Raw genomic sequence first — 18,704 nt, 5'->3', positions numbered from 1 at the left:
CAAACATCCTACAGGAGGAATAACAATGAAAAGCCTCGTCGATCACCTGAGTCAATACGCTGCCTACCACCGCGATCCGCGCAATATCGCCAGCCACTTTGTTGGCATCCCGCTGATCGTGGTGGCGGTTGCGGTGTTGTTGTCACGCCCGGAATGGGCCGTCGCTGGCATATGGATCTCACCCGCCGTTCTTCTCGCGCTGTTCTCTGCGTGGTTTTACCTGCGCCTGGAATTGGCCCTGGGCGTGTTGATGACCGTGCTGATGGCGCTGTCGGTGTGGGCCGGACACGTGCTGGCGGCGCAGAGCACGCTGGTGTGGCTCAGCAGCGGCATCGGCCTGTTCGTGGTGGGTTGGGTGATTCAGTTTGTCGGGCATTACTACGAAGGACGCAAGCCGGCGTTTGTGGATGACGTCTCGGGATTGATCGTGGGGCCATTGTTCGTGGTGGCCGAACTGGCATTCCTGTTGGGGTTGCGGCATGACCTCAAGCAGCAGATCGAGGAGCGCTCGGGGCCGGTGGTTCGACGCGATCTGAAGCCGAGAGAGGCCTAAATGTGGGAGGGGGCAAGCCCCCTCCCACATTGGCCCCATTTTCACATTGGGTAGTGCGGGGTTATCAGGCTTTCTGCCAGACCTTGGGCTTGAAGAACAGGGTCTCGCCGCGTGCCAGGCCGGTCAGGCTGTCGTGGTCTTTCACCACTTCGGCTTCGATCAGCTCGCTCTGGCCTTCCACTTTCAAGGTCACACGGGTGGTAGCGCCGAGCGGGCGGATATCCCGCACTTCAGCGGCGTGGTGGTCTTCCAGCTCATGCCGCGACAGCGACACTTCGTGTGGACGGAACAGCACGTGCTTGTCTTCACCCAAGTGCAGGCGGTTCGAATCACCGAGGAAGTGATAGACGAAATCGCTGGCCGGGTTTTCGTAGACGTCGCCCGGTGAGCCGATCTGCTCGATCACGCCCTTGTTCATCACCACGATGCGGTCGGCGACTTCCATGGCCTCTTCCTGGTCGTGGGTCACGAACACCGAGGTCAGGTTGATGTCTTCGTGCAGGCGTGCCAGCCAGCGGCGCAGTTCTTTACGCACCTTGGCGTCGAGGGCGCCGAAGGGCTCATCCAGCAGCAACACCTTAGGTTCCACCGCCAGGGCGCGGGCCAGGGCGATACGTTGGCGCTGGCCACCGGAAAGCTGCTCCGGGTAGCGATCCGACAACCAATCCAGTTGCACCATGTTCAACAGCTCATGGACCTTGACCGCGATCTGGCTTTCGCTCGGGCGCTGGTTCTTCGGTTTCATGCGCAGGCCGAACGCCACGTTGTCGAACACGGTCATGTGACGGAACAACGCATAGTGCTGGAACACAAAACCGACGTTGCGATCGCGCACGTCGTGGCCGGAGACGTCCTCACCGTGGAACACGATGCTGCCGTCATCCGGGGTTTCCAGGCCTGCAATGATGCGCAGCAAGGTGGTCTTGCCACAGCCCGACGGGCCAAGCAAGGCCACCAACTCGCCACTCTGGATGTCCAGGTTGATGCTGTTCAGGGCCTTGAAGGCGTTGAAGTTCTTGCTGACATTACGGACTTCGATCGACATGACTTATTCCTCAGCCGCACCGGCGCGCAGGCGGTTAATACGGTTCTCGCTCCACTGCTTGAGCAGCAGGATGAAGAGCGCCAGGATCAGCAACAGACTCGCCACCGCAAACGCGGCAACGTGGTTGTATTCGTTGTAGAGAATCTCGACGTGCAGCGGCAGGGTGTTGGTCACGCCGCGAATGTGGCCGGACACCACCGACACCGCGCCGAACTCACCCATGGCCCGTGCGGTACACAGCACCACGCCGTAGATCAGGCCCCATTTGATATTCGGCACGGTCACATGCCAGAACATCTGCCAGCCATTGGCACCGAGCAGGCGCGCGGCCTCTTCTTCCTGGGTGCCCTGCTCCTGCATCAGCGGGATCAGTTCACGGGCCACGAAAGGCACGGTGACGAAGATGGTCGCCAGCACGATGCCGGGCAAGGCGAACACGATCTGGATGTCGTGGTCCTGCAACCACGGGCCAAAGAAGCCCTGGGCGCCGAACATCAACACATAGACCAGGCCGGCGATCACCGGCGATACCGAGAACGGCAGGTCGATCAGCGTCACCAGGATGCTCTTGCCACGGAACGAGTACTTGCTCACGCACCACGCGGCGCTGACGCCGAACACCAGGTTGAGCGGCACCGAGATCACCACGGCGATCACCGTGAGTTTCAACGCCGACAGCGCGTCGGGTTCGAGGATCGCGGTGAAGAACGCGCCGAGGCCGTTCTTCAGGCCCTGGGTCACCACGATAAACAGCGGCAACAACAGAAACAGGGCGAACACCAGCCAGCCAAGGCCGATCAGGATACGTCGCGACGCGGCGCTGCCACGACGGGCGGCGTTGGCCGAGGACGCGGCGGAAATAGACGATTGGGACATGTTCCGCGCCTCCTTATGGACGTTCGATGCGCCGCTGCAACAGGTTGATCAGCAGCAGCAGGACAAAGGAAACCACCAGCATCAGCACACCGATGGAGGTGGCACCGCGGTAGTCGTACTGGTCGAGCTTGACCATGATCAGCAGCGGCAGGATCTCGGTTTTCATCGGCATGTTGCCGGCGATGAAAATCACCGAACCGTACTCACCGACACCACGGGCAAACGCCAGCGCGAAACCGGTCAACCAGGCGGGCAGCAGCGCCGGCACCAGGATGTGGCGGAATACCTGCAACGGCTTGGCACCCAGGCAGGCGGCGGCTTCTTCGACTTCCCGGGGGATATCGGCCAACACCGGCTGCACCGTGCGCACCACGAACGGCAGGGTGACGAAGGTCAGCGCCAGCGTGATGCCCAACGGGGTGTAGGCGATCTTGAAGCCCAGGTCGGCGGCGAACTGGCCGACCAGCCCGTTAGGCGTGTACAGCGCGGTCAGTGCAATGCCGGCGACAGCGGTGGGCAAGGCGAACGGCAGGTCGATCATCGCATCGATGACCTTGCGACCGGGGAAGGTGTAGCGCACCAGCACCCAGGCCAGCAGCGTGCCGATCACGCCATTGATCAGCGCGGCGTACAGTGCGGTGCTGAAGCTCAGTTGCAACGCCGCCAGCACACGCGGTGCGGAGATGATGTTCCAGAACTGATCCCAGGTGAGTTGAGCGGCGTGTACAAACATCGCCGCCAGCGGGATGAGTACGATCAGGCTGAGGTACACCACGGTGTAGCCCAGCGTCAGCCCGAAGCCGGGTATGACGGGGGAGATACGACGCGACATAAGAGTCCTTGGTCAAAGGGTAGAAACCACTGTAGGAGCGCGCTTTTCTGTGGGAGCCGGGCTTGCCCGCGATGCAGGCACCACGGTGTATCAGTCACACCGCAGTGATGCTATCGCAGGCAAGCCAGCTCCCACAGAAAAGCGAGCCCCTACAGGTATTTTGGCTTACTGCGCCGTGTAGATTTGGTCGAACACGCCACCGTCGTTAAAGAATTTCGGTTGGGCAGTTTTCCAGCCGCCGAAGTCTTTGTCGATAGTCACCAGGTCCAGTTTCGGGAACTGCTGGGCGTATTTGGCAGCCACTTTTGCATCGCGTGGGCGGTAGAAGTTCTTCGCCGCAATCTCCTGGCCAGCCGGGCTGTACAGGTGCTTCAGGTATTCAGTGGCGATTTCGGTGTTGCCCTTTTTCTCGGCGTTTTTGTCGACCACGGCCACCGGCGGCTCGGCGAGGATCGACAGGGACGGCACGACGATGTCGAACTTGTCGGCGCCACCGTCTTCTTTGAGCGCCAGGAACGCCTCGTTTTCCCAGGCCAGCAACACGTCACCCTGACCGTTGTTGACGAAGGTAATGGTCGAGCCGCGAGCGCCGGTGTCCAGCACAGGTACGTGCTTGAACAGCTCCTTCACGTATTCCTGAGCCTTGGCTTCGCTGCCACCGGCCTTGAGGCCATAGGCCCAGGCGGCGAGGAAGTTCCAACGAGCGCCGCCGGAGGTTTTCGGGTTCGGGGTGATCACGGACACGTCTTTCTTGATCAGGTCGCCCCAGTCCTTGATGCCTTTAGGGTTGCCCTTGCGCACCAGGAACACGATGGTCGAGGTGTATGGGGTGCTGGCGTCCGGCAGGCGGGTCTGCCAGTTTTCCGGGAGGGTCTTGCCCAGCTTGGCGATTTCGTCGATATCACCCGCCAGGGCCAGGGTGACCACGTCGGCACGCAGGCCATCGATCACGGCACGGCCTTGCTTGCCCGAACCGCCGTGGGATTGCTGGATCTTGACGTTGTCGCCTGGGTGGGACTGTTTCCAGAAGTTGGTGAACTCAGCGTTGTAGTCCTGGTACAGCTCACGGGTAGGGTCGTACGAGACGTTGAGCAACTCGTAGTCCTTGGCAACCGCGGAACCTGCAAACACGGCGCTGGCCAGGGCGGCCAGGGCGTAACGGCGAATCGACGACATAGAAGCTCCTGAAATTCTTGGGGTGTTGGCTTTTTTTATAGTTGCGGGTCTATCGCCGTTCTTGCTCAGCTCGGTTTGTTACCCGGGTTCTGCAGGCGGAATTTTTCTTTGCGTTCGATCTGGACCACTTGGGCGTTGTGCACCGTGATTTCCACCGCGCCAAACCGCAGATCGCGCAGGGCGCTCTGGATCTCACGCAAAATGGCTGCTTCGTCCTGGCCGTCGACGCTACGTAGAGATGCGCTCATGGTCTCGCTCCTGAAATGAATAGTGCCTCGCAGTGGCGGCACTGCTTGCGGCGTGAGGGCGATAGTAGATAAGCGCGGATATTCTTAAAAATACTATTTAAGAATGTTTATATAACCAGAAAGAATTTTCTGGTGGGACGCGGGGTTGCGCGCAGATTGCTCTCAAATGTGGGAGGGGGCTTGCCCCCGATGAGGGAGTGTCAGTCAACTAATGAGGGGCTGATGCACCTCTATCGGGGGCAAGCCCCCTCCCACATTTGAAGGCATTTCAGGTTCGGATCGCGGGTGCCTTGGACCAATCTAGTTCGCCCGCCGGCATCGGCCGGCCAAACCAATACCCCTGCCCCATATCGCACTGCTGATCCAACAGGAACCGCGCCTGTTCCACCTGCTCGATCCCCTCGGCATGCACCTGCATGCCCATGCTTTTTGCCAGGGCGATCACCACGCGCACGATCGCTGCATCGTCCTCGTCCCACGGCAACCCGGCGACGAAGCCCTGATCGATCTTGAGCTTCTGCACCGGCAGGCGCTTGAGGCGCAACAGCGAGGAATAACCGGTGCCGAAGTCGTCGATGGCCAGGCGTAGGCCCAGTTCGCGCAGGCGGTGCAGTTGTTCCAGGGCTACTTCCGGGTCGTCCATCACCGCGCTTTCGGTGACTTCCAACTCCAGGAAAGCCGGATCCAGGCCCGTGTCGTGCAGCACCTGGGCGACCTGTTCGTAGAGCTCGCGCCGGGCAAACAGGCGGCTGGACACGTTGATGGCGATAAAACTCAGTGGCGCCCCATTCCCCAGCCAGTCGCACATTTGCCGGCAGGCCCGGTCCATGACCCAGGCGTCGATATCGGCAATCAGGCCGGTGCGCTCGGCAATCGGGATGAACTCGCCCGGCGGCACCAGACCGCGCTCCGGGTGCTGCCAGCGCACCAGTGCTTCGACGCCGATCAGGCGGCTGCCGTTCAGGTCGTGCACCGGCTGGTAGTAGACGCACAGCTCCTGCTGTTCAAGCGCACGGCGCAACTCACTGGCGATCTCTACACGGTTCTGCGCATGGGCGGTCAGTTCTTCGGTGTACAGGGCATAACCTTCGCGGCCAGCACTCTTGGCTTTGAACAACGCGGAATCGGCGTTGCGCAGTAACTGCTCGGCGCTCAAGGCGTCGCTGGGGAACAGGCTGATGCCAATACTCGCGCTGATAAACAGCTGGTGGCCGTCAAAGATAAATGGCTGTTTCAGCGCCTCCAGTATGCGTTGCGCCAGGCCCGCAGCCTGGGCCACCTGTGGACAACTTTCTGCCAGCACGGCGAACTCATCCCCACCCAGGCGCGCCAGGGTCACGCCCGGGCCGAACAACGTCTTGAGCCGTTCGCCGACGACTTTGAGCAACTGGTCGCCAACGTTATGGCCCAGGCTGTCATTGATGATCTTGAAGTGGTCCAGGTCCAGCAACAGCAAGGCGCAACCACGCTTGTGAATCTGCGCCGAGGCCAGTGCCTGTTCGGCGCGGTCGGTAAACAGCAGGCGGTTGGGCAGGTCGGTCAGCGGGTCGTGATGGGCGAGGTGGGCCAGTTCGTGCTCGGAGTCCTTGATGGCGCTGATATCGGAAAACACCGCGACGTAATGGCTGACGTGGCCCTGGTCATCGTGAATCACGCGAATGGTTTGCCACTGGGGGTAAATCTCGCCGCTTTTGCGTCGGTTCCAGATTTCACCGCTCCATTCGCCGGTACGCTCCAGGCTCTGGAACATCTGCTGGTAGAAATGCGACGAATGGCGCCCGGACTTGAACAAGCTGGGCTGCTGGCCCATGACGTCTTCGCGGCTGTAGCCGGTGATCGCCATGAAGGCGCGGTTCACGTGCACGATCCGCCCTTGTGCGTCGGTGACCAGCACCCCTTCGCGGGTGCAGTCGAACACGGCGGCGGCCTGGCGCAGGCGTTCGCGGTTTTCCTTCAACGGTTGCTGCAACTGGTTGGCACGCGCAAATCGGGCGCACATCAGGTAAATCGCCAGGGCGCTGAGGGCCACCCACACATAGCCCCGCACTTGCAGCCAGCGTCCCAACTCCCGCGGTTCATCGAGAAAGCTGATCAATAAGTGGTTGCTGAGCTGGAGCCATGCGACAGAAACCAGCAGGTATACCAGCCCCGCGCGTAGGGCACCACGGTATGAAAACAGCATATGGTCAGTAATCCTTACCAAAAAAACATAATCGCCCTATAAACGCTGCGGATTATAGAATAAGTAACATCTCGTAAGTCTTATCTGAAAGGGTCGCTGGTTTTCTCTGTAGGCTTAGTGATAATGCTTGAGCTGTTCTTTTCTTTATCTGAGGGCCATACAGCCTATGTGGTACAACGGTTTTCTTGACCTATCAGCCTGGCAACTGGTGGCAGTCACGCTGTTGATGACCCACGTGACCATTGTTGGGGTCACGGTCTATCTGCACCGTTATTCAGCCCATCGCTCCCTGGAGCTCAATGCCGGCCTGAAACACTTCTTCCGCTTCTGGCTGTGGCTGACCACGGCGCAGAACACCCGCGAGTGGACTGCCATCCACCGCAAGCACCACGCCAAGTGCGAAACCGTCGATGACCCGCACAGCCCGGTCATCAAGGGGCTGTCCACTGTGCTGCGCAAAGGCGCCGAGCTGTACCGCGCCGAAGCCGAAAACCCCGAAACCCTGCGTATCTACGGCAAGAACTGCCCGGACGACTGGATCGAACGCAAAATCTACACCCCCTACCCACTGCTGGGCGTGGCGATCATGGGTGTGATCGACCTGCTGCTGTTCGGCACCATCGGCATTACCATCTGGGCGATCCAGATGATGTGGATCCCGTTCTGGGCCGCCGGCGTGATCAACGGCCTGGGGCATGCCGTGGGCTATCGCAACTTCGAATGCCGTGACGCGGCGACCAACCTGGTGCCGTGGGGCATCATCGTCGGCGGCGAGGAGCTGCATAACAACCACCATACCTACCCCAACTCCGCCAAGCTGTCGGTGAAGAAGTGGGAGTTCGACCTGGGCTGGGCGTGGATCAAGGTGTTCAGCTTCCTGCGCCTGGCCAAGGTGCAGCGTGTCGCCCCTATTGCCCACCGCGTGGAAGGCAAGGGCCACCTGGACATGGATACCGCCATGGCCATCCTCAACAACCGCTTCCAGATCATGGCCCAATACCGCAAGTTGGTGATCGGCCCGCTGGTCAAGCAGGAGCTGGAAAAGGTCGATCACTCGGTGCGCCATCAGTTCCACCGCGCCAAGCGCCTGCTGTCGCGGGAAACCAGCTTGCTGGATGACCGCCATCACGTGCGCATCCAGAGCCTGCTGGAACACAGCCATGCACTGAAAGTGATCTACGAAAAGCGCCTTGCGCTGCAGCAGATCTGGCTCAAGACCAGCTCCAATGGCCACGATATGCTGGCGGCCATCAAGGAATGGGTGCATGAGGCCGAGGCCAGCGGCATCCAGTCCCTGCGGGATTTTGCTCACCAATTGAAGACTTATTCGCTGCGTCCTGCGGCGGTCTGATGCTGCGGTGGGAGGGCTTGCCCTCCCACCTATCAGCTTTTTGGCGTCATTTACCGGGCACCGGCAATCGGTCCTGTTGACGGAACTTCACTGAAATTCGCCTCTCTCAATGAACACTTCGCCATCATGGTGGCCCCTTGTAGTGACCGCTGCTCCTGTTTGCGGCGCGCCCAGAGAGAGTTGTGCCGATGGTTCACGAAAAGTCCTCCTTAATCGACGCGCCAGCAGCTGAGCATCCCCGCCCAGCAGCGGCGGCGACCCTGCTGGCGCTGGTGCATGCCCAGGGCGAAGTCGAGCGACTGAGCGAACGTGAGCAACTGCTGAGCTCAATGCTGGTCAGCGTGAATGCCGTGCTGTGGGCCATCGATTGGGAAACCCGCCGCGTGCTGTACGTGAGCCCGGCCTACGAACGCGTCTTCGGGCGCTCTGCCGGCCTGCTGCTGGCCGACCACCGGGAATGGCGCAACAGCATCCACCCCGAAGACCTCGACTACGCCGAACACAGCCTGGCTCGTGTGCTGGAACAGGGCGCCGTGGAAGACCGCGAGTACCGCATCATCACCGCCGACGGGCAGATCCGCTGGCTGAGTGACAAGTGCTACATGAACCAGCAGGTCGAGCCCGGTGAGCCGCTGATCGTAGTGGGCATGGCCGAAGACATCACCGAAAAGAAACAGCTGGAACTGGAGCTGCACCGTCTCGCCACCACCGACGTGCTGACCCAGAGCAGCAACCGCCGGCACTTCTTCGAATGCGCCAACCAGGCCTTCGACAGTGCCTGTGCCCAAGGTGCGCCGCTGGCCTTTCTGCTGCTGGACATCGATGACTTCAAGGACATCAACGACAGCTACGGCCACCTGGAGGGCGACCAGGTGCTGCGGCGTATCGCCGAGAGCGGTCGAGGGGTGCTGCGCCGTGGCGATCTGTTCGGGCGCATCGGTGGCGAAGAGTTCGCTGCGGTACTACCCGGCTGTGCGCCGGAGATGGCACTGCAGGTGGCCGAGCGCCTGGGCCGGGAGATCCAGGAACTCAGCTTCAGCTACGAAGGCCAGGCCTTCAGCGTGACCATCAGCCAGGGCCTGGCCAGCCTCACCGAGCACGACTCGACCCTGGACAGCCTGTTCGCCCGCGCCGATGCGGCCATGTACGAGGCCAAGCGCCTGGGCAAGAACCGCGTGATCGCGGGCTAGTAGCCAACACCGATCAAAGGTGGGAGCAAGCCCCCTCCCACATCAGGATTTGCGCACTCGGGTCAGCTCCGACAAGCCCACCTTGAGCAGTCGCGCCGTCTTGCCCGCCGCCAGTTCTTCCAGGCCTTCATGCTCAGTCAAACGCGCCATCTGCGCCGCCAGGTTCACCACCAGCGCATCCCGCGCATACACACCGCCCTCCAACGCGTAAATCGCCGCAATCAACTGGCGCAGCTCCAACGGCAAGCGCCAACGCGCACGCAGTGCCGAGCCATAGGCAGCGCCAAAGGTGTAGAGGGACTCGCCAATCGCTTCGTCATCCAGTTCACCGCCACCCTGGCGCCAGTCCTCCAGGCAGCGCAACAGCGCCAGGTCGCCCAGCCGATGGAGGATCCCCGCGCTGTAGCAGCGTTCGTGATCCAGCTCAAGCATGCGGGCCAGGCGCCGGGCGTAGTCGGCAGTGTCCTGGGACACTTGCCAGTGCCGCTCGGCATAGGCGACCAGCGCCGGGTCCCCGAGTACCACGTTGTGCTTGAGCGCCAGGCCCAGGATCAGGTTCATGCTTTGCCCCGGCACCAGCTTGTGCAGGGCGCCGGGCAGGGTCTGCACCGGTGCGCCGTGATGGCCGGCACTGTTGGCGGCGGCGATGAGCACGGCGGTGATTTGCGGGTCCATGCGCACCTGGTCTTCCAGATGCTTGAGGTCCAGGCCTTCCGGCCCGAGGCTGTGTTGCACGGCGGCTTTCACATCGACCCGCAATGGCGCGCCGTCGGACGCTTCGCGGCGTCGCTCAAGGAACACTGGCAAGGTCATGCCGGTCCCCAACGGTGGGATCTCGCAGTACACCGTTTCGCCTTCGTTGAGCAGCAGGTCCTGCAGGCGCTGGGTCAGGCCTTCCATGTTCAGGGGTTTGGTCAGGTACGCCGTGGGCGCCAGGGGCAAGGCTTCGCGCACGCTGGCGCTGTCATTGCGACTGCTCAGCAGAATGAACGGCAGCAAAGGCGAGCGACGCTTCTGGCGCACGCTGCGCAGCAGGCTCAGGCCATCGATGCCCGGCAGCTCCCAATCGGCCAGGATCAGGTCGTAGGCCTTATCCCGCAGCAGGGTCGCCGCTTGCTGGCCGTCCGCACACACATCCAGCCGCGCATCGCAGCGCACATTCAACAATACTTGCTTGAGCAGGTCCCGCGACCAAGGGTCCGCCTCGGCAATCAACACACGGGGTACAGCGGGTAAATCAACAGCAGTCATCCAGCACGCTCCATCGGCAATGCTTGCAACCTTAGTCAATGGAGCCGCCTACGTACAATGAACACGGGCTGAATGTGCAGCAATGGGCATAAAAAATCTATGGTCACCCCCATTTTTGCAATACTGATTAACGGGTGGTGTGGTTGGCTTGCTTAAATCTATCCGGCGTCTGTTTGGGGCTTGCCCCAGCGCCACGATGAGAGTCGCGCCTGACGATCCTTAAAAACCCGTCGGCTTCTGAAGCCGATTTTTATGTCAGGATCTTCGCCAGGCCGGTAGGCCGTTCACGTCATCCGTTGTTCAGCTATCGCAAAACCTGAAGGGTGAGTCGTGGTACTGCAACAACCGCAGGGTCAGGCGTTCAAGGCGTCTGGCCCTGCTTCATATTGCGCATGATGAGCCGCTATCGCCCAAGCGATACGCGCCAGTTTGTTGGCCAGGGCACAGGCCACCACATTCGAGTGTCGTCGGCGCAGCAGCGCTCGCACCCAGTCGGCCAAAGCCCCTTTCTGGTGATCCAGCCGCTGCATGTAAACCCTGGAGCATTGCACCAACAGTTGTCGCAGGTGCTTGTCACCTCGCTTGCTGATCCCCAACAAATTGGCTTTGCCGCCCGTGCTGTACTGTCGCGGCACCAAGCCCACTGAAGCCGCAAAATCGCGACTGCATCGGTATTGCTTGCCATCGCCCATTTCTACAGCCAGAAGGCTGGCGGTGATCGGGCCGACACACGGCATGCTAAGCAAACGACTCCCCAGATCATCGTCGGCCAGCTGGCAAGCCAGTTCTTTGTCCAGTTCCTTGATCCGTTCATCCAGGTAAACGAAGTGATCGTGCAGGCGTTGCAACAGCACTGTCAGCCGCGCAGGCAGCTCATGCTCGGCCAAAACAGCTGCCAAACGCTTCATGATGGCTAAGCCTTTGGGCAGGCTGATGCCAAATTCCAACAGGAAACCGTGCATCTGATTGGCTGTCTTGGTGCGGTCATGCACCAACGACTCGCGCATGCGATGCAGAACAGACAGGGTTTGCTGAGACTCGGTTTTAGGCGTGACGAAGCGCATGGACGGACGAGAAGCCGCCTCGCAAATAGCCTCTGCGTCGATAAAGTCGTTTTTGTTGCCCTTGACGAAAGGGCGGACAAACTGCGGTGAAATCAACTTGGTCGTATGCCCCATCGCCGCAAGCTGACGGGCGATGAAGTGAGAGCCGGCACAGGCTTCCGTTACCACGACGCAGCTCGGCAAGTTGCCGAAGAACCGCATCATCTGCGCTCGCGAGAGCTTTTTGCGAAACACCTCGCGGCCCGATTTGTCTTGGCCGAGAAGGTGGAAATTATGTTTGCCGAGATCGATCCCGATCAGTGCTGACTCGCTCATGATGATGGCCTCCGAAAACAAAACACCCTGTGAAAGCGTAGCCCTCACAGGGTGTTGGGGGTGACCATCTCATTAACCCGCCGAAGCGGGTTTTTTCTGTCGAACAGGTCAACTTTCTCTTACAGCTCGGAGAAGCACTCTTCGATGATCGCCAGGCCTTTGTCCAACTGCTCGTCCGGCGAGGTCAGCGGGACCAGTACACGCAACACGTTGCCGTAGGTGCCACAGCTCAGCAGGATCAGGCCCTTCTCACGCGCCTTGGCCACCACGGAAGCAACAGCCGCCGCGTTTGGCTTGTGGGTGTCACCGTCGTCGAACAGCTCGACCGCGATCATCGCGCCCAGGGCACGCACTTCGCCGATCACCGGGTACTTGGCCTGGATGGCTTTGAGACCGGTCACCAGACGCTCGCCAACTGCCTTGCAGCGGTCCAGCAGGTGCTCTTCTTCGAACACTTCCATTACCGCCAGCGCAGCTGCACAAGCGATCGGGCTACCGGCGTAGGTGCCGCCCAGGCCGCCTGGCGCGATGGCGTCCATGTATTCAGCCTTGCCGCACACACCGGCCAGCGGGAAGCCGCCAGCGATGGATTTGGCAAAGGTGGTCAGGTCGGCAGCAACGCCCATCTGTTCCATGGCGAAGAACGTACCGGTACGGCCGGCGCCGGTTTGCACTTCGTCGGCGATCAGCAGGATGCCGTGTTTGTCGCACAGTTCGCGCAGGCGCTTCATGAAGGATTTCGGCGCGACGTAGAAACCGCCTTCGCCCTGCACCGGCTCGATGATGATGGCAGCGATATCACGCGGCTCGGCATCGTTCTTGAAGATGCGTTCGATGCTGGCGATGGAATCGTCATCGCTCACGCCGTGCAGATCGTTCGGGAACAACGCGCGGAACACGCCGCCTGGCATCAGGCCCATGCCGGCCGAGTAAGGCACGACTTTACCGGTGAGGCCCAGGGTCATCATGGTGCGGCCGTGGTAGGCGCCGGTGAAGGCGATCACACCGGCACGCCCCGTGGCGGCACGCGCGATTTTCACGGCGTTTTCCACGGCTTCGGAACCGGTGGTGACCAGCAGGGTTTTCTTGGCGAAATCGCCTGGGACCTTGGCGTTCACTTTCTCGCACAGTTCCACGTAAGGCTCATAGGCCAGTACCTGGAAGCAGGTGTGAGTCAGTTTGTTCAGTTGCTCGGTCACGGCGGCGATGATTTTCGGGTGCACGTGGCCGGTGTTCAGCACGGCGATGCCGCCGGCGAAGTCGATGAACTCGCGACCTTCAACGTCGGTCACGGTGGCGTTCTTCGCCGATTCGGCAAAGATCGGGTGAATCTGGCCAACACCGCGCGGTACAGCGGCTTCGCGGCGTTTCATCAGGGATGCGTTGGTCTTGCTCATAAAGTCCTCATTCGCCACTCATCGGGTGGCGTGGTCCAAGGAATACGTGGCGGGGAGGCAACTACGGCAGCATGCGATGATCGACTGCCACAGCTTTCCCGGTCACTACGAATTGCGGGGTAAAACACGCAAAGGGTCAGCGCTCTCGTGCCCTTTGCGTTTGCTGCAAGCTCTTGCCGGGTCAGATGCCCAGGCAGAGGTATTTGATTTCCAGGTAATCCTCGATCCCGTACTTGGAGCCTTCACGGCCCAGGCCCGAGGCCTTGATGCCGCCGAACGGCGCCACTTCGTTGGAGATCAACCCGGTGTTGACGCCGACCATGCCGTACTCCAGGGCTTCAGCCACACGGAACACACGGCCCAGGTCGCGGGCATAGAAGTAGGACGCCAGGCCGAACTCGGTGTCGTTGGACATCGCGATCACTTCGGCTTCGTCTTTGAAGCGGAACAGCGGCGCCAGTGGGCCAAAGGTTTCTTCCTTCGCCACGGCCGCGTTTTTCGGCACGTCGACCAAAATGGTCGGCTCGAAGAAGTTGCCTTCCATCACTTTGCCACCGGCCAGCAGCTTGGCGCCTTTGCTCAGGGCGTCAGCGATATGTTCCTGCACCTTGGCCACGGCTTTTTCGTCGATCAACGGGCCGGTGGTGGTGCCTTCTTCCAGACCGTTGCCGATCTTCAATTTGGCCACTGCCACTTTCAGCTTCTCGGCGAACGCGTCGTACACCGAGTCCTGGATGTACAGGCGGTTGGCGCAGACGCAGGTCTGGCCGTTGTTGCGGTACTTGGAGATGATCGCGCCTTCGACGGCCTTATCCAGGTCAGCGTCGTCGAACACGATGAACGGCGCGTTGCCGCCCAGCTCCAGGGAAACTTTCTTGATGTCCTTGGCGCATTCGGCCATCAGCTGGCGACCGATTTCGGTCGAGCCGGTGAAGGACAATTTACGCACGATCGGGTTGCTGGTCAGCTCGCCGCCGATGTCGCCGGCACTGCCGGTGACCACGCTCAACACGCCTTTCGGGATACCGGCACGGTGCGCCAGTTCAACCAGGGCCAAGGCCGAGAACGGGGTTTGCGAAGCAGGCTTGATCACCATGGTGCAACCGGCGGCCAGGGCCGGGCCGGCTTTACGGGTGATCATCGCAGCGGGGAAGTTCCACGGGGTGATCGCGGCGGTCACGCCGATCGGCTGCTTGATCACGATCAGGCGCTTGTCCGGCTGGTGGCCCGGGATCACATCGCCGTAGATGCGCTTGGCTTCTTCGGCGAACCACTCGATAAAGGAGGCGGCGTAGACGATTTCACCCTTGGCTTCGGCCAGTGGCTTGCCTTGCTCGAGGGTCATCAGGCGACCGAGGTCTTCCTGGTTTTCGATCAGCAGTTCGAACCAACGGCGGAGCTTGTTGGCGCGCTCCTTGGCGGTCAGTGCACGCCAGGCCGGCAGGGCCTTGTCGGCGGCTTCGATGGCGCGGCGGGTTTCAGCGGCGCCCATCTTCGGCACGGTGCCAAGAATCTCGCCCGTGGCCGGGTTGTTGACCTTGATGGTCTGTCCATTGTCCGCATCGACCCAAGCGCCATCGATAAAGGCTTGCTGGCGGAACAACTGGGTATCTTTGAGCTGCATGTCGGGTTTCCTTAACAGCACCGCGCGCACGCGGAGCGAATTAGAGTTGTTGAAAGGCGCCTTGTGGGCTGCCGTCAGGGAAATCAGCCCCAGCACGCGGGATAGCGTGAATAGCGCGCGGGAGACAGAGCGTTTGAAATCTCAAACGAATCCTAGGATCAATGGGGGGGCAGGGCAATAGTCTGTTCGAAAAAAAGAACGAAAACGGCACTTTTAGTCGATCTTTCTGATCAGCGTCGTTGGTCCGGGTTCTACCCTTCTGATGAGTGGTGCCCGGCCCAGGGCCTTTATGCAGCGAATTCCTACACTTGGATGCCCAAAGACCAGCATGGACGCCCAAGGTCGACATGGGTATGATGTCGCCCGCACAAGCATCCGTAGCTCAGCTGGATAGAGTACTGCCCTCCGAAGGCAGGGGTCGTGGGTTCGAATCCCGCCGGGTGCACCATATACAGATGAAAAAGCCCCAGGTCGAAAGGCCTGGGGCTTTTTTTGTATTAACTCTGCGGAGAGTTCAAACCAGCCGCATCCGCCTAACGCTTTTGCAGTGCCTCCAACCGCGCAGGCAAATCTTTTTCGGGGAAACGCTTGTAGAGTGCCAGCAGGTATTCATCTGCCGCCTTGCTTTCTCCCACTTCACGCAACCTAACAATCTCCTGCAACCCCTCCTCCAACGAAGGCAACGCCACCGGCGCACGCTTGCTGAATTTGGCGCTCGACTCATCCGCCATCGAACCCATGACTTGCGCGCTCTCTGCCTGTGGCGCGGCGGCCATTCGGGCGACGGGGGCAGGCGCGGACATCGCGGGTGCAGCGGGACGCGGTGCTTCGTCGTGCAGCGCAGAGAAGGTCGCGGTGGAAATGTCGGGTTGCGGCACGGGCGAGCGCATCACCACGCCGATCGTCAGGGCCAACCCTGCAACGGTGGCGAATGCCATCTGCCAGCGCGGCCGTTGGCAGGCTTGCAGCCAGCGTTGCCACAGGTTCGGCTGCGGCGCCGGGGCTTCGCGGCGGGCGGCGTTGAGGATGAAGGCGTCGAGGGACGCCGGCGGCTCGACGGAGCTGTGTTGACGATAGTGCTGGAACAATTCGTCGTCGGAATCTGGAGTGTTTCGGGAGTCGATCATGCGGGTATCTCCTCGGCCAGCAGGCGGCGCAGTTTCTGCTGGGCGTAACGCAGGCGGCTTTTCACGGTTTCCAGCGGGGCGTTGGTGAGGGCGGCGATTTGCGGCACCTCGAGGTCGCCGTGCAGGCGCAACAGGAAGACTTCGCGCTGGTCTTCGGGCAGGTCTTGCAGCGCGGCATCGAGCCGCGCCTGGTCGCGGCTCAGGCTCAGTTGCTGCTCGGGGCCGGCGCTGTCGTCGGCCTGGGCATGCAATTGTTCGTCGTAGCTGTCGTGCAATGGGTTATGGACACCGTGCTTGCGCCAGTGGTCGATCAGGCGGTTGCGGGCGATCTGGAACAGCCAGGTGCGAAAACTCGCCCGGCCTTGTGGCTGGGTGGCGCTGCGGATCAGACTGAGCCAGGTCTCCTGGTAGATTTCCTCGGCCAGTTCGGCCTTGTTGCTCAAGGACACAAGGAATCGGTACAGGCCCTGGCGGTGCCGTGCGTACAAGGCTTCGAACGCGGCGCTGTCGCCGGTGCGGTAGCGGGCCAGCAGCGATTCGTCGCTGGGTAGATCATCTGGAACAGCCATGTAGGGGGCGAACTCCTTTTTATCAGCCGAAGCTGGTCTAACTGTGGGAGGGGGCTTGCCCCCGATAGCAGTGGGTCAGTAGCACACTTGATGCTGATACACCGCCATCGGAGGCAAGCCCCCTCCCACATTTGATTGTTGTCATGGCTATGATCAGGGTTTGAGGCTTTGGGCCAGTTCGACCAGTTGCACGAACTCGTTGCGCAAGCCGAACGGGTCATCACCCCGGGCCGAGCGGGCCAGTGCGGCGGTGTCCTGCAGGCTCATGCTGCCAGTGTAGCGGCCATCGCCCTTGAGCTGTTGGGCAAAGGCAGCCACTGCCGCCGCAAAGCGCAGGTCGTCACTGGCTTTGGAGGGTTCCTGGCTGATGGGCCGTTCGATCAGTTGGCTGGCACCGTCCACAGCAGGCTTGTAGCGCACCCGCAGCATCGCCAGTTCAGCGGATTTATCCCCGGCCACAGGCGCAGTGGCGTAACGCAGAGGCTCCAACCACCCCTTCTCGCCCTTCGGCACAATTTCGTACAGTGCCGTGACCGTATGCCCTGCGCCAATCTCACCGGCGTCGACCTTGTCGTTATTGAAATCCTCACGCTTCAAGGCGCGGTTTTCATAGCCAAGCAAGCGATATTCGCTGACACGCGCCGGGTTGAATTCCACCTGCAACTTCACATCCCGCGCGACCACGGCCAAGGTCGAGCTGAGCTGATCCACCAGCACCTTGCGCGCTTCGCGCAGGTTGTCGATATAGGCGTAGTTGCCGTCGCCGGCATCGGCCAGTTGCTCCATCAGGTGTTCGTTGTAGTTATCCACACCGAAGCCCAGGGTGGTGAGGGACACGCCGCTTTTGCGCTGTTCTACCGCCATTTGCTTGAGGCTGTCGAAATCACTGATGCCCACGTTGAAGTCACCGTCGGTGGCCAGCAGGATGCGGTTGATACCCTTGTCGATAAAGCCTTCGCGGGCCATCTGGTAGGCCAGTTCGATACCGGACGCGCCCGCCGTGGAGCCGCCGGCGGTGAGTTGGTCGATGGCGTTGCGGATCTTGGCCTTGTCGCGCCCGGAGGTGGGCTTGAGCACCACACGGGATTCACCGGCATACACCACCAGCGAAACGTGGTCCTGGTCGCGCAGTTGATCCACCAGCAACTTCAGCGTGCTTTTCACCAGCGGCAAGCCTTCGCGGCGGTCCATGGAGCCGGACACATCCACCAGGAACACCAGGTTGGCCGGTGCCAATTGCGCCACGGCGCGGTCGGACGCCTTGATGCCGATGCGCAGCAACTGGGTATGCGGGTTCCACGGCGTGGCGGCGACTTCGGTGGTCACGCCAAAGGGCGAGCCATCGGTGGGCAGCGCGTAGTGGTAGGGGAAATAGTTGACCATCTCCTCCAGTCGCACAGCGCCTTCGGGCGGAAGGCTGCCTTGGTTGAGGAAACGCCTGACGTTGGCGTAGCTGCCGGTATCGACGTCGACGCTGAAGGTGGACACCGGCGTCTCGGCCACGCGGTGCACCGGGTTGTCCGGCAGGTTTTCATATTGTTCGCGGGGTTCGCTGCGGTAGTCCATCGCGGCTGACTCCTGCATACGCATCGGTGCAGGCATTGCCATGCGTTTGACCAACGCACCCTGGGGTGGCGCGCTTTGCAGCTCGGCGATGGGCTCGGCCGGCTTGGCCAACTCAGGGGATGAGAACAGCCCACAACCGGCCAACGCCACCACCATGGTAACGGCAAAGCCTTGGGCGGCAGGACGCAGGAAAAACAGAGGGTGGGACATGGGCTGAACCTCGTGAATGAAATGATCCGTTCACAAGGTCAGACGCGAGGTGTGGAATGTTCGGGTTAACCCTGATTCAAATAACAGTCCAACTGTGGGAGGGGACTTGCCCCCGATGGGGTGGGTCA

16 protein-coding genes and 1 tRNA gene are annotated in these 18,704 nt (G+C 61.1%); 4 read left to right on the top strand and 13 right to left on the bottom strand.

What is annotated here, in order from left to right; genetic code table 11:
• Window positions 1-25 precede the first annotated feature (25 nt).
• Complete coding sequence (locus tag M2497_RS01865; RefSeq protein ID WP_248485632.1) at window positions 26-553, top strand: Mpo1-like protein; 528 nt, start codon at window positions 26-28, stop codon at window positions 551-553.
• Between the two features lie 64 nt (window positions 554-617).
• Here the strand turns inward: M2497_RS01865 and M2497_RS01860 are convergent, their stop codons facing one another.
• The 6 genes from M2497_RS01860 to dibA all read right to left on the bottom strand — a co-directional run bounded on the left by M2497_RS01860 (window position 618) and on the right by dibA (window position 6,912).
• Complete coding sequence (locus M2497_RS01860) at window positions 618-1,598, bottom strand: sulfate ABC transporter ATP-binding protein (protein ID WP_034101869.1); 981 nt, start codon at window positions 1,596-1,598, stop codon at window positions 618-620.
• Window positions 1,599-1,601: 3 nt separating this feature from the next.
• Complete coding sequence (gene cysW, locus M2497_RS01855) at window positions 1,602-2,474, bottom strand: sulfate ABC transporter permease subunit CysW (protein WP_010214166.1); 873 nt, start codon at window positions 2,472-2,474, stop codon at window positions 1,602-1,604.
• A 13-nt stretch (window positions 2,475-2,487) separates the two neighbouring features.
• On the bottom strand, window positions 2,488-3,306 hold the full coding sequence (gene cysT / locus M2497_RS01850; protein ID WP_016975029.1) for a sulfate ABC transporter permease subunit CysT: 819 nt from the start codon (window positions 3,304-3,306) through the stop codon (window positions 2,488-2,490).
• A gap of 165 nt (window positions 3,307-3,471) precedes the next feature.
• Entirely contained in the window at window positions 3,472-4,482 is a 1,011-nt protein-coding gene (locus tag M2497_RS01845; protein WP_016975030.1) for a sulfate ABC transporter substrate-binding protein, read from the bottom strand.
• A 65-nt stretch (window positions 4,483-4,547) separates the two neighbouring features.
• Window positions 4,548-4,730, bottom strand: coding sequence for a sulfur starvation response protein OscA (gene oscA, locus M2497_RS01840; RefSeq protein WP_003170956.1), 183 nt, complete (start codon window positions 4,728-4,730; stop codon window positions 4,548-4,550).
• A gap of 268 nt (window positions 4,731-4,998) precedes the next feature.
• Window positions 4,999-6,912, bottom strand: a complete 1,914-nt coding sequence (dibA, locus tag M2497_RS01835; RefSeq protein WP_248485631.1) for a phosphodiesterase DibA — start codon at window positions 6,910-6,912, stop codon at window positions 4,999-5,001.
• 166 nt (window positions 6,913-7,078) lie between these two features.
• On the opposite strand from dibA, the gene desA reads away from it, so the two are divergent.
• Window positions 7,079-8,263 (top strand): delta-9 fatty acid desaturase DesA, encoded by a 1,185-nt coding sequence (gene desA, locus M2497_RS01830; protein WP_248485630.1) that lies wholly within the window; start codon window positions 7,079-7,081, stop codon window positions 8,261-8,263.
• 188 nt (window positions 8,264-8,451) lie between these two features.
• The gene (locus tag M2497_RS01825; RefSeq protein WP_058426340.1) at window positions 8,452-9,453 is read left to right on the top strand and encodes a sensor domain-containing diguanylate cyclase; all 1,002 of its coding nucleotides are present in this window, start codon (window positions 8,452-8,454) and stop codon (window positions 9,451-9,453) included.
• Between the two features lie 42 nt (window positions 9,454-9,495).
• Here the strand turns inward: M2497_RS01825 and M2497_RS01820 are convergent, their stop codons facing one another.
• From M2497_RS01820 to gabD, 4 genes are all read right to left on the bottom strand, one after another.
• Window positions 9,496-10,704 (bottom strand): HDOD domain-containing protein, encoded by a 1,209-nt coding sequence (locus M2497_RS01820; RefSeq protein WP_248485629.1) that lies wholly within the window; start codon window positions 10,702-10,704, stop codon window positions 9,496-9,498.
• A gap of 353 nt (window positions 10,705-11,057) precedes the next feature.
• Window positions 11,058-12,083, bottom strand: a complete 1,026-nt coding sequence (locus M2497_RS01815) for an IS110 family transposase (protein WP_058426805.1) — start codon at window positions 12,081-12,083, stop codon at window positions 11,058-11,060.
• 119 nt (window positions 12,084-12,202) lie between these two features.
• Window positions 12,203-13,480, bottom strand: a complete 1,278-nt coding sequence (gabT, locus tag M2497_RS01810; RefSeq protein ID WP_248485628.1) for a 4-aminobutyrate--2-oxoglutarate transaminase — start codon at window positions 13,478-13,480, stop codon at window positions 12,203-12,205.
• A gap of 181 nt (window positions 13,481-13,661) precedes the next feature.
• Window positions 13,662-15,104: an NADP-dependent succinate-semialdehyde dehydrogenase gene (gene gabD, locus M2497_RS01805; protein WP_092248696.1), complete on the bottom strand. Its 1,443-nt coding sequence runs from the start codon at window positions 15,102-15,104 to the stop codon at window positions 13,662-13,664.
• 371 nt (window positions 15,105-15,475) lie between these two features.
• Here gabD and M2497_RS01800 point away from each other — a divergent pair.
• A tRNA-Arg gene (locus tag M2497_RS01800) sits at window positions 15,476-15,552 on the top strand.
• Between the two features lie 85 nt (window positions 15,553-15,637).
• Here the strand turns inward: M2497_RS01800 and M2497_RS01795 are convergent.
• The 3 genes from M2497_RS01795 to M2497_RS01785 form a co-directional block, all read right to left on the bottom strand.
• On the bottom strand, window positions 15,638-16,231 hold the full coding sequence (locus M2497_RS01795) for a hypothetical protein (protein WP_248485627.1): 594 nt from the start codon (window positions 16,229-16,231) through the stop codon (window positions 15,638-15,640).
• Complete coding sequence (locus M2497_RS01790; RefSeq protein ID WP_058426352.1) at window positions 16,228-16,800, bottom strand: RNA polymerase sigma factor; 573 nt, start codon at window positions 16,798-16,800, stop codon at window positions 16,228-16,230. The genes M2497_RS01795 and M2497_RS01790 overlap by 4 nt, the downstream gene beginning before the upstream one ends.
• 153 nt (window positions 16,801-16,953) lie before the next feature.
• On the bottom strand, window positions 16,954-18,576 hold the full coding sequence (locus tag M2497_RS01785; protein ID WP_248485626.1) for a VWA domain-containing protein: 1,623 nt from the start codon (window positions 18,574-18,576) through the stop codon (window positions 16,954-16,956).
• Window positions 18,577-18,704: the final 128 nt, after the last annotated feature.

Origin of the sequence: Pseudomonas sp. CYM-20-01 (assembly GCF_023169845.1) — a bacterium.
Classification (GTDB): Bacteria; Pseudomonadota; Gammaproteobacteria; order Pseudomonadales; family Pseudomonadaceae; genus Aquipseudomonas; species Aquipseudomonas azotoformans.
Note: the sequence above shows the minus strand (reverse complement) of the source record. Positions and strands in the feature narration are given on the sequence as shown.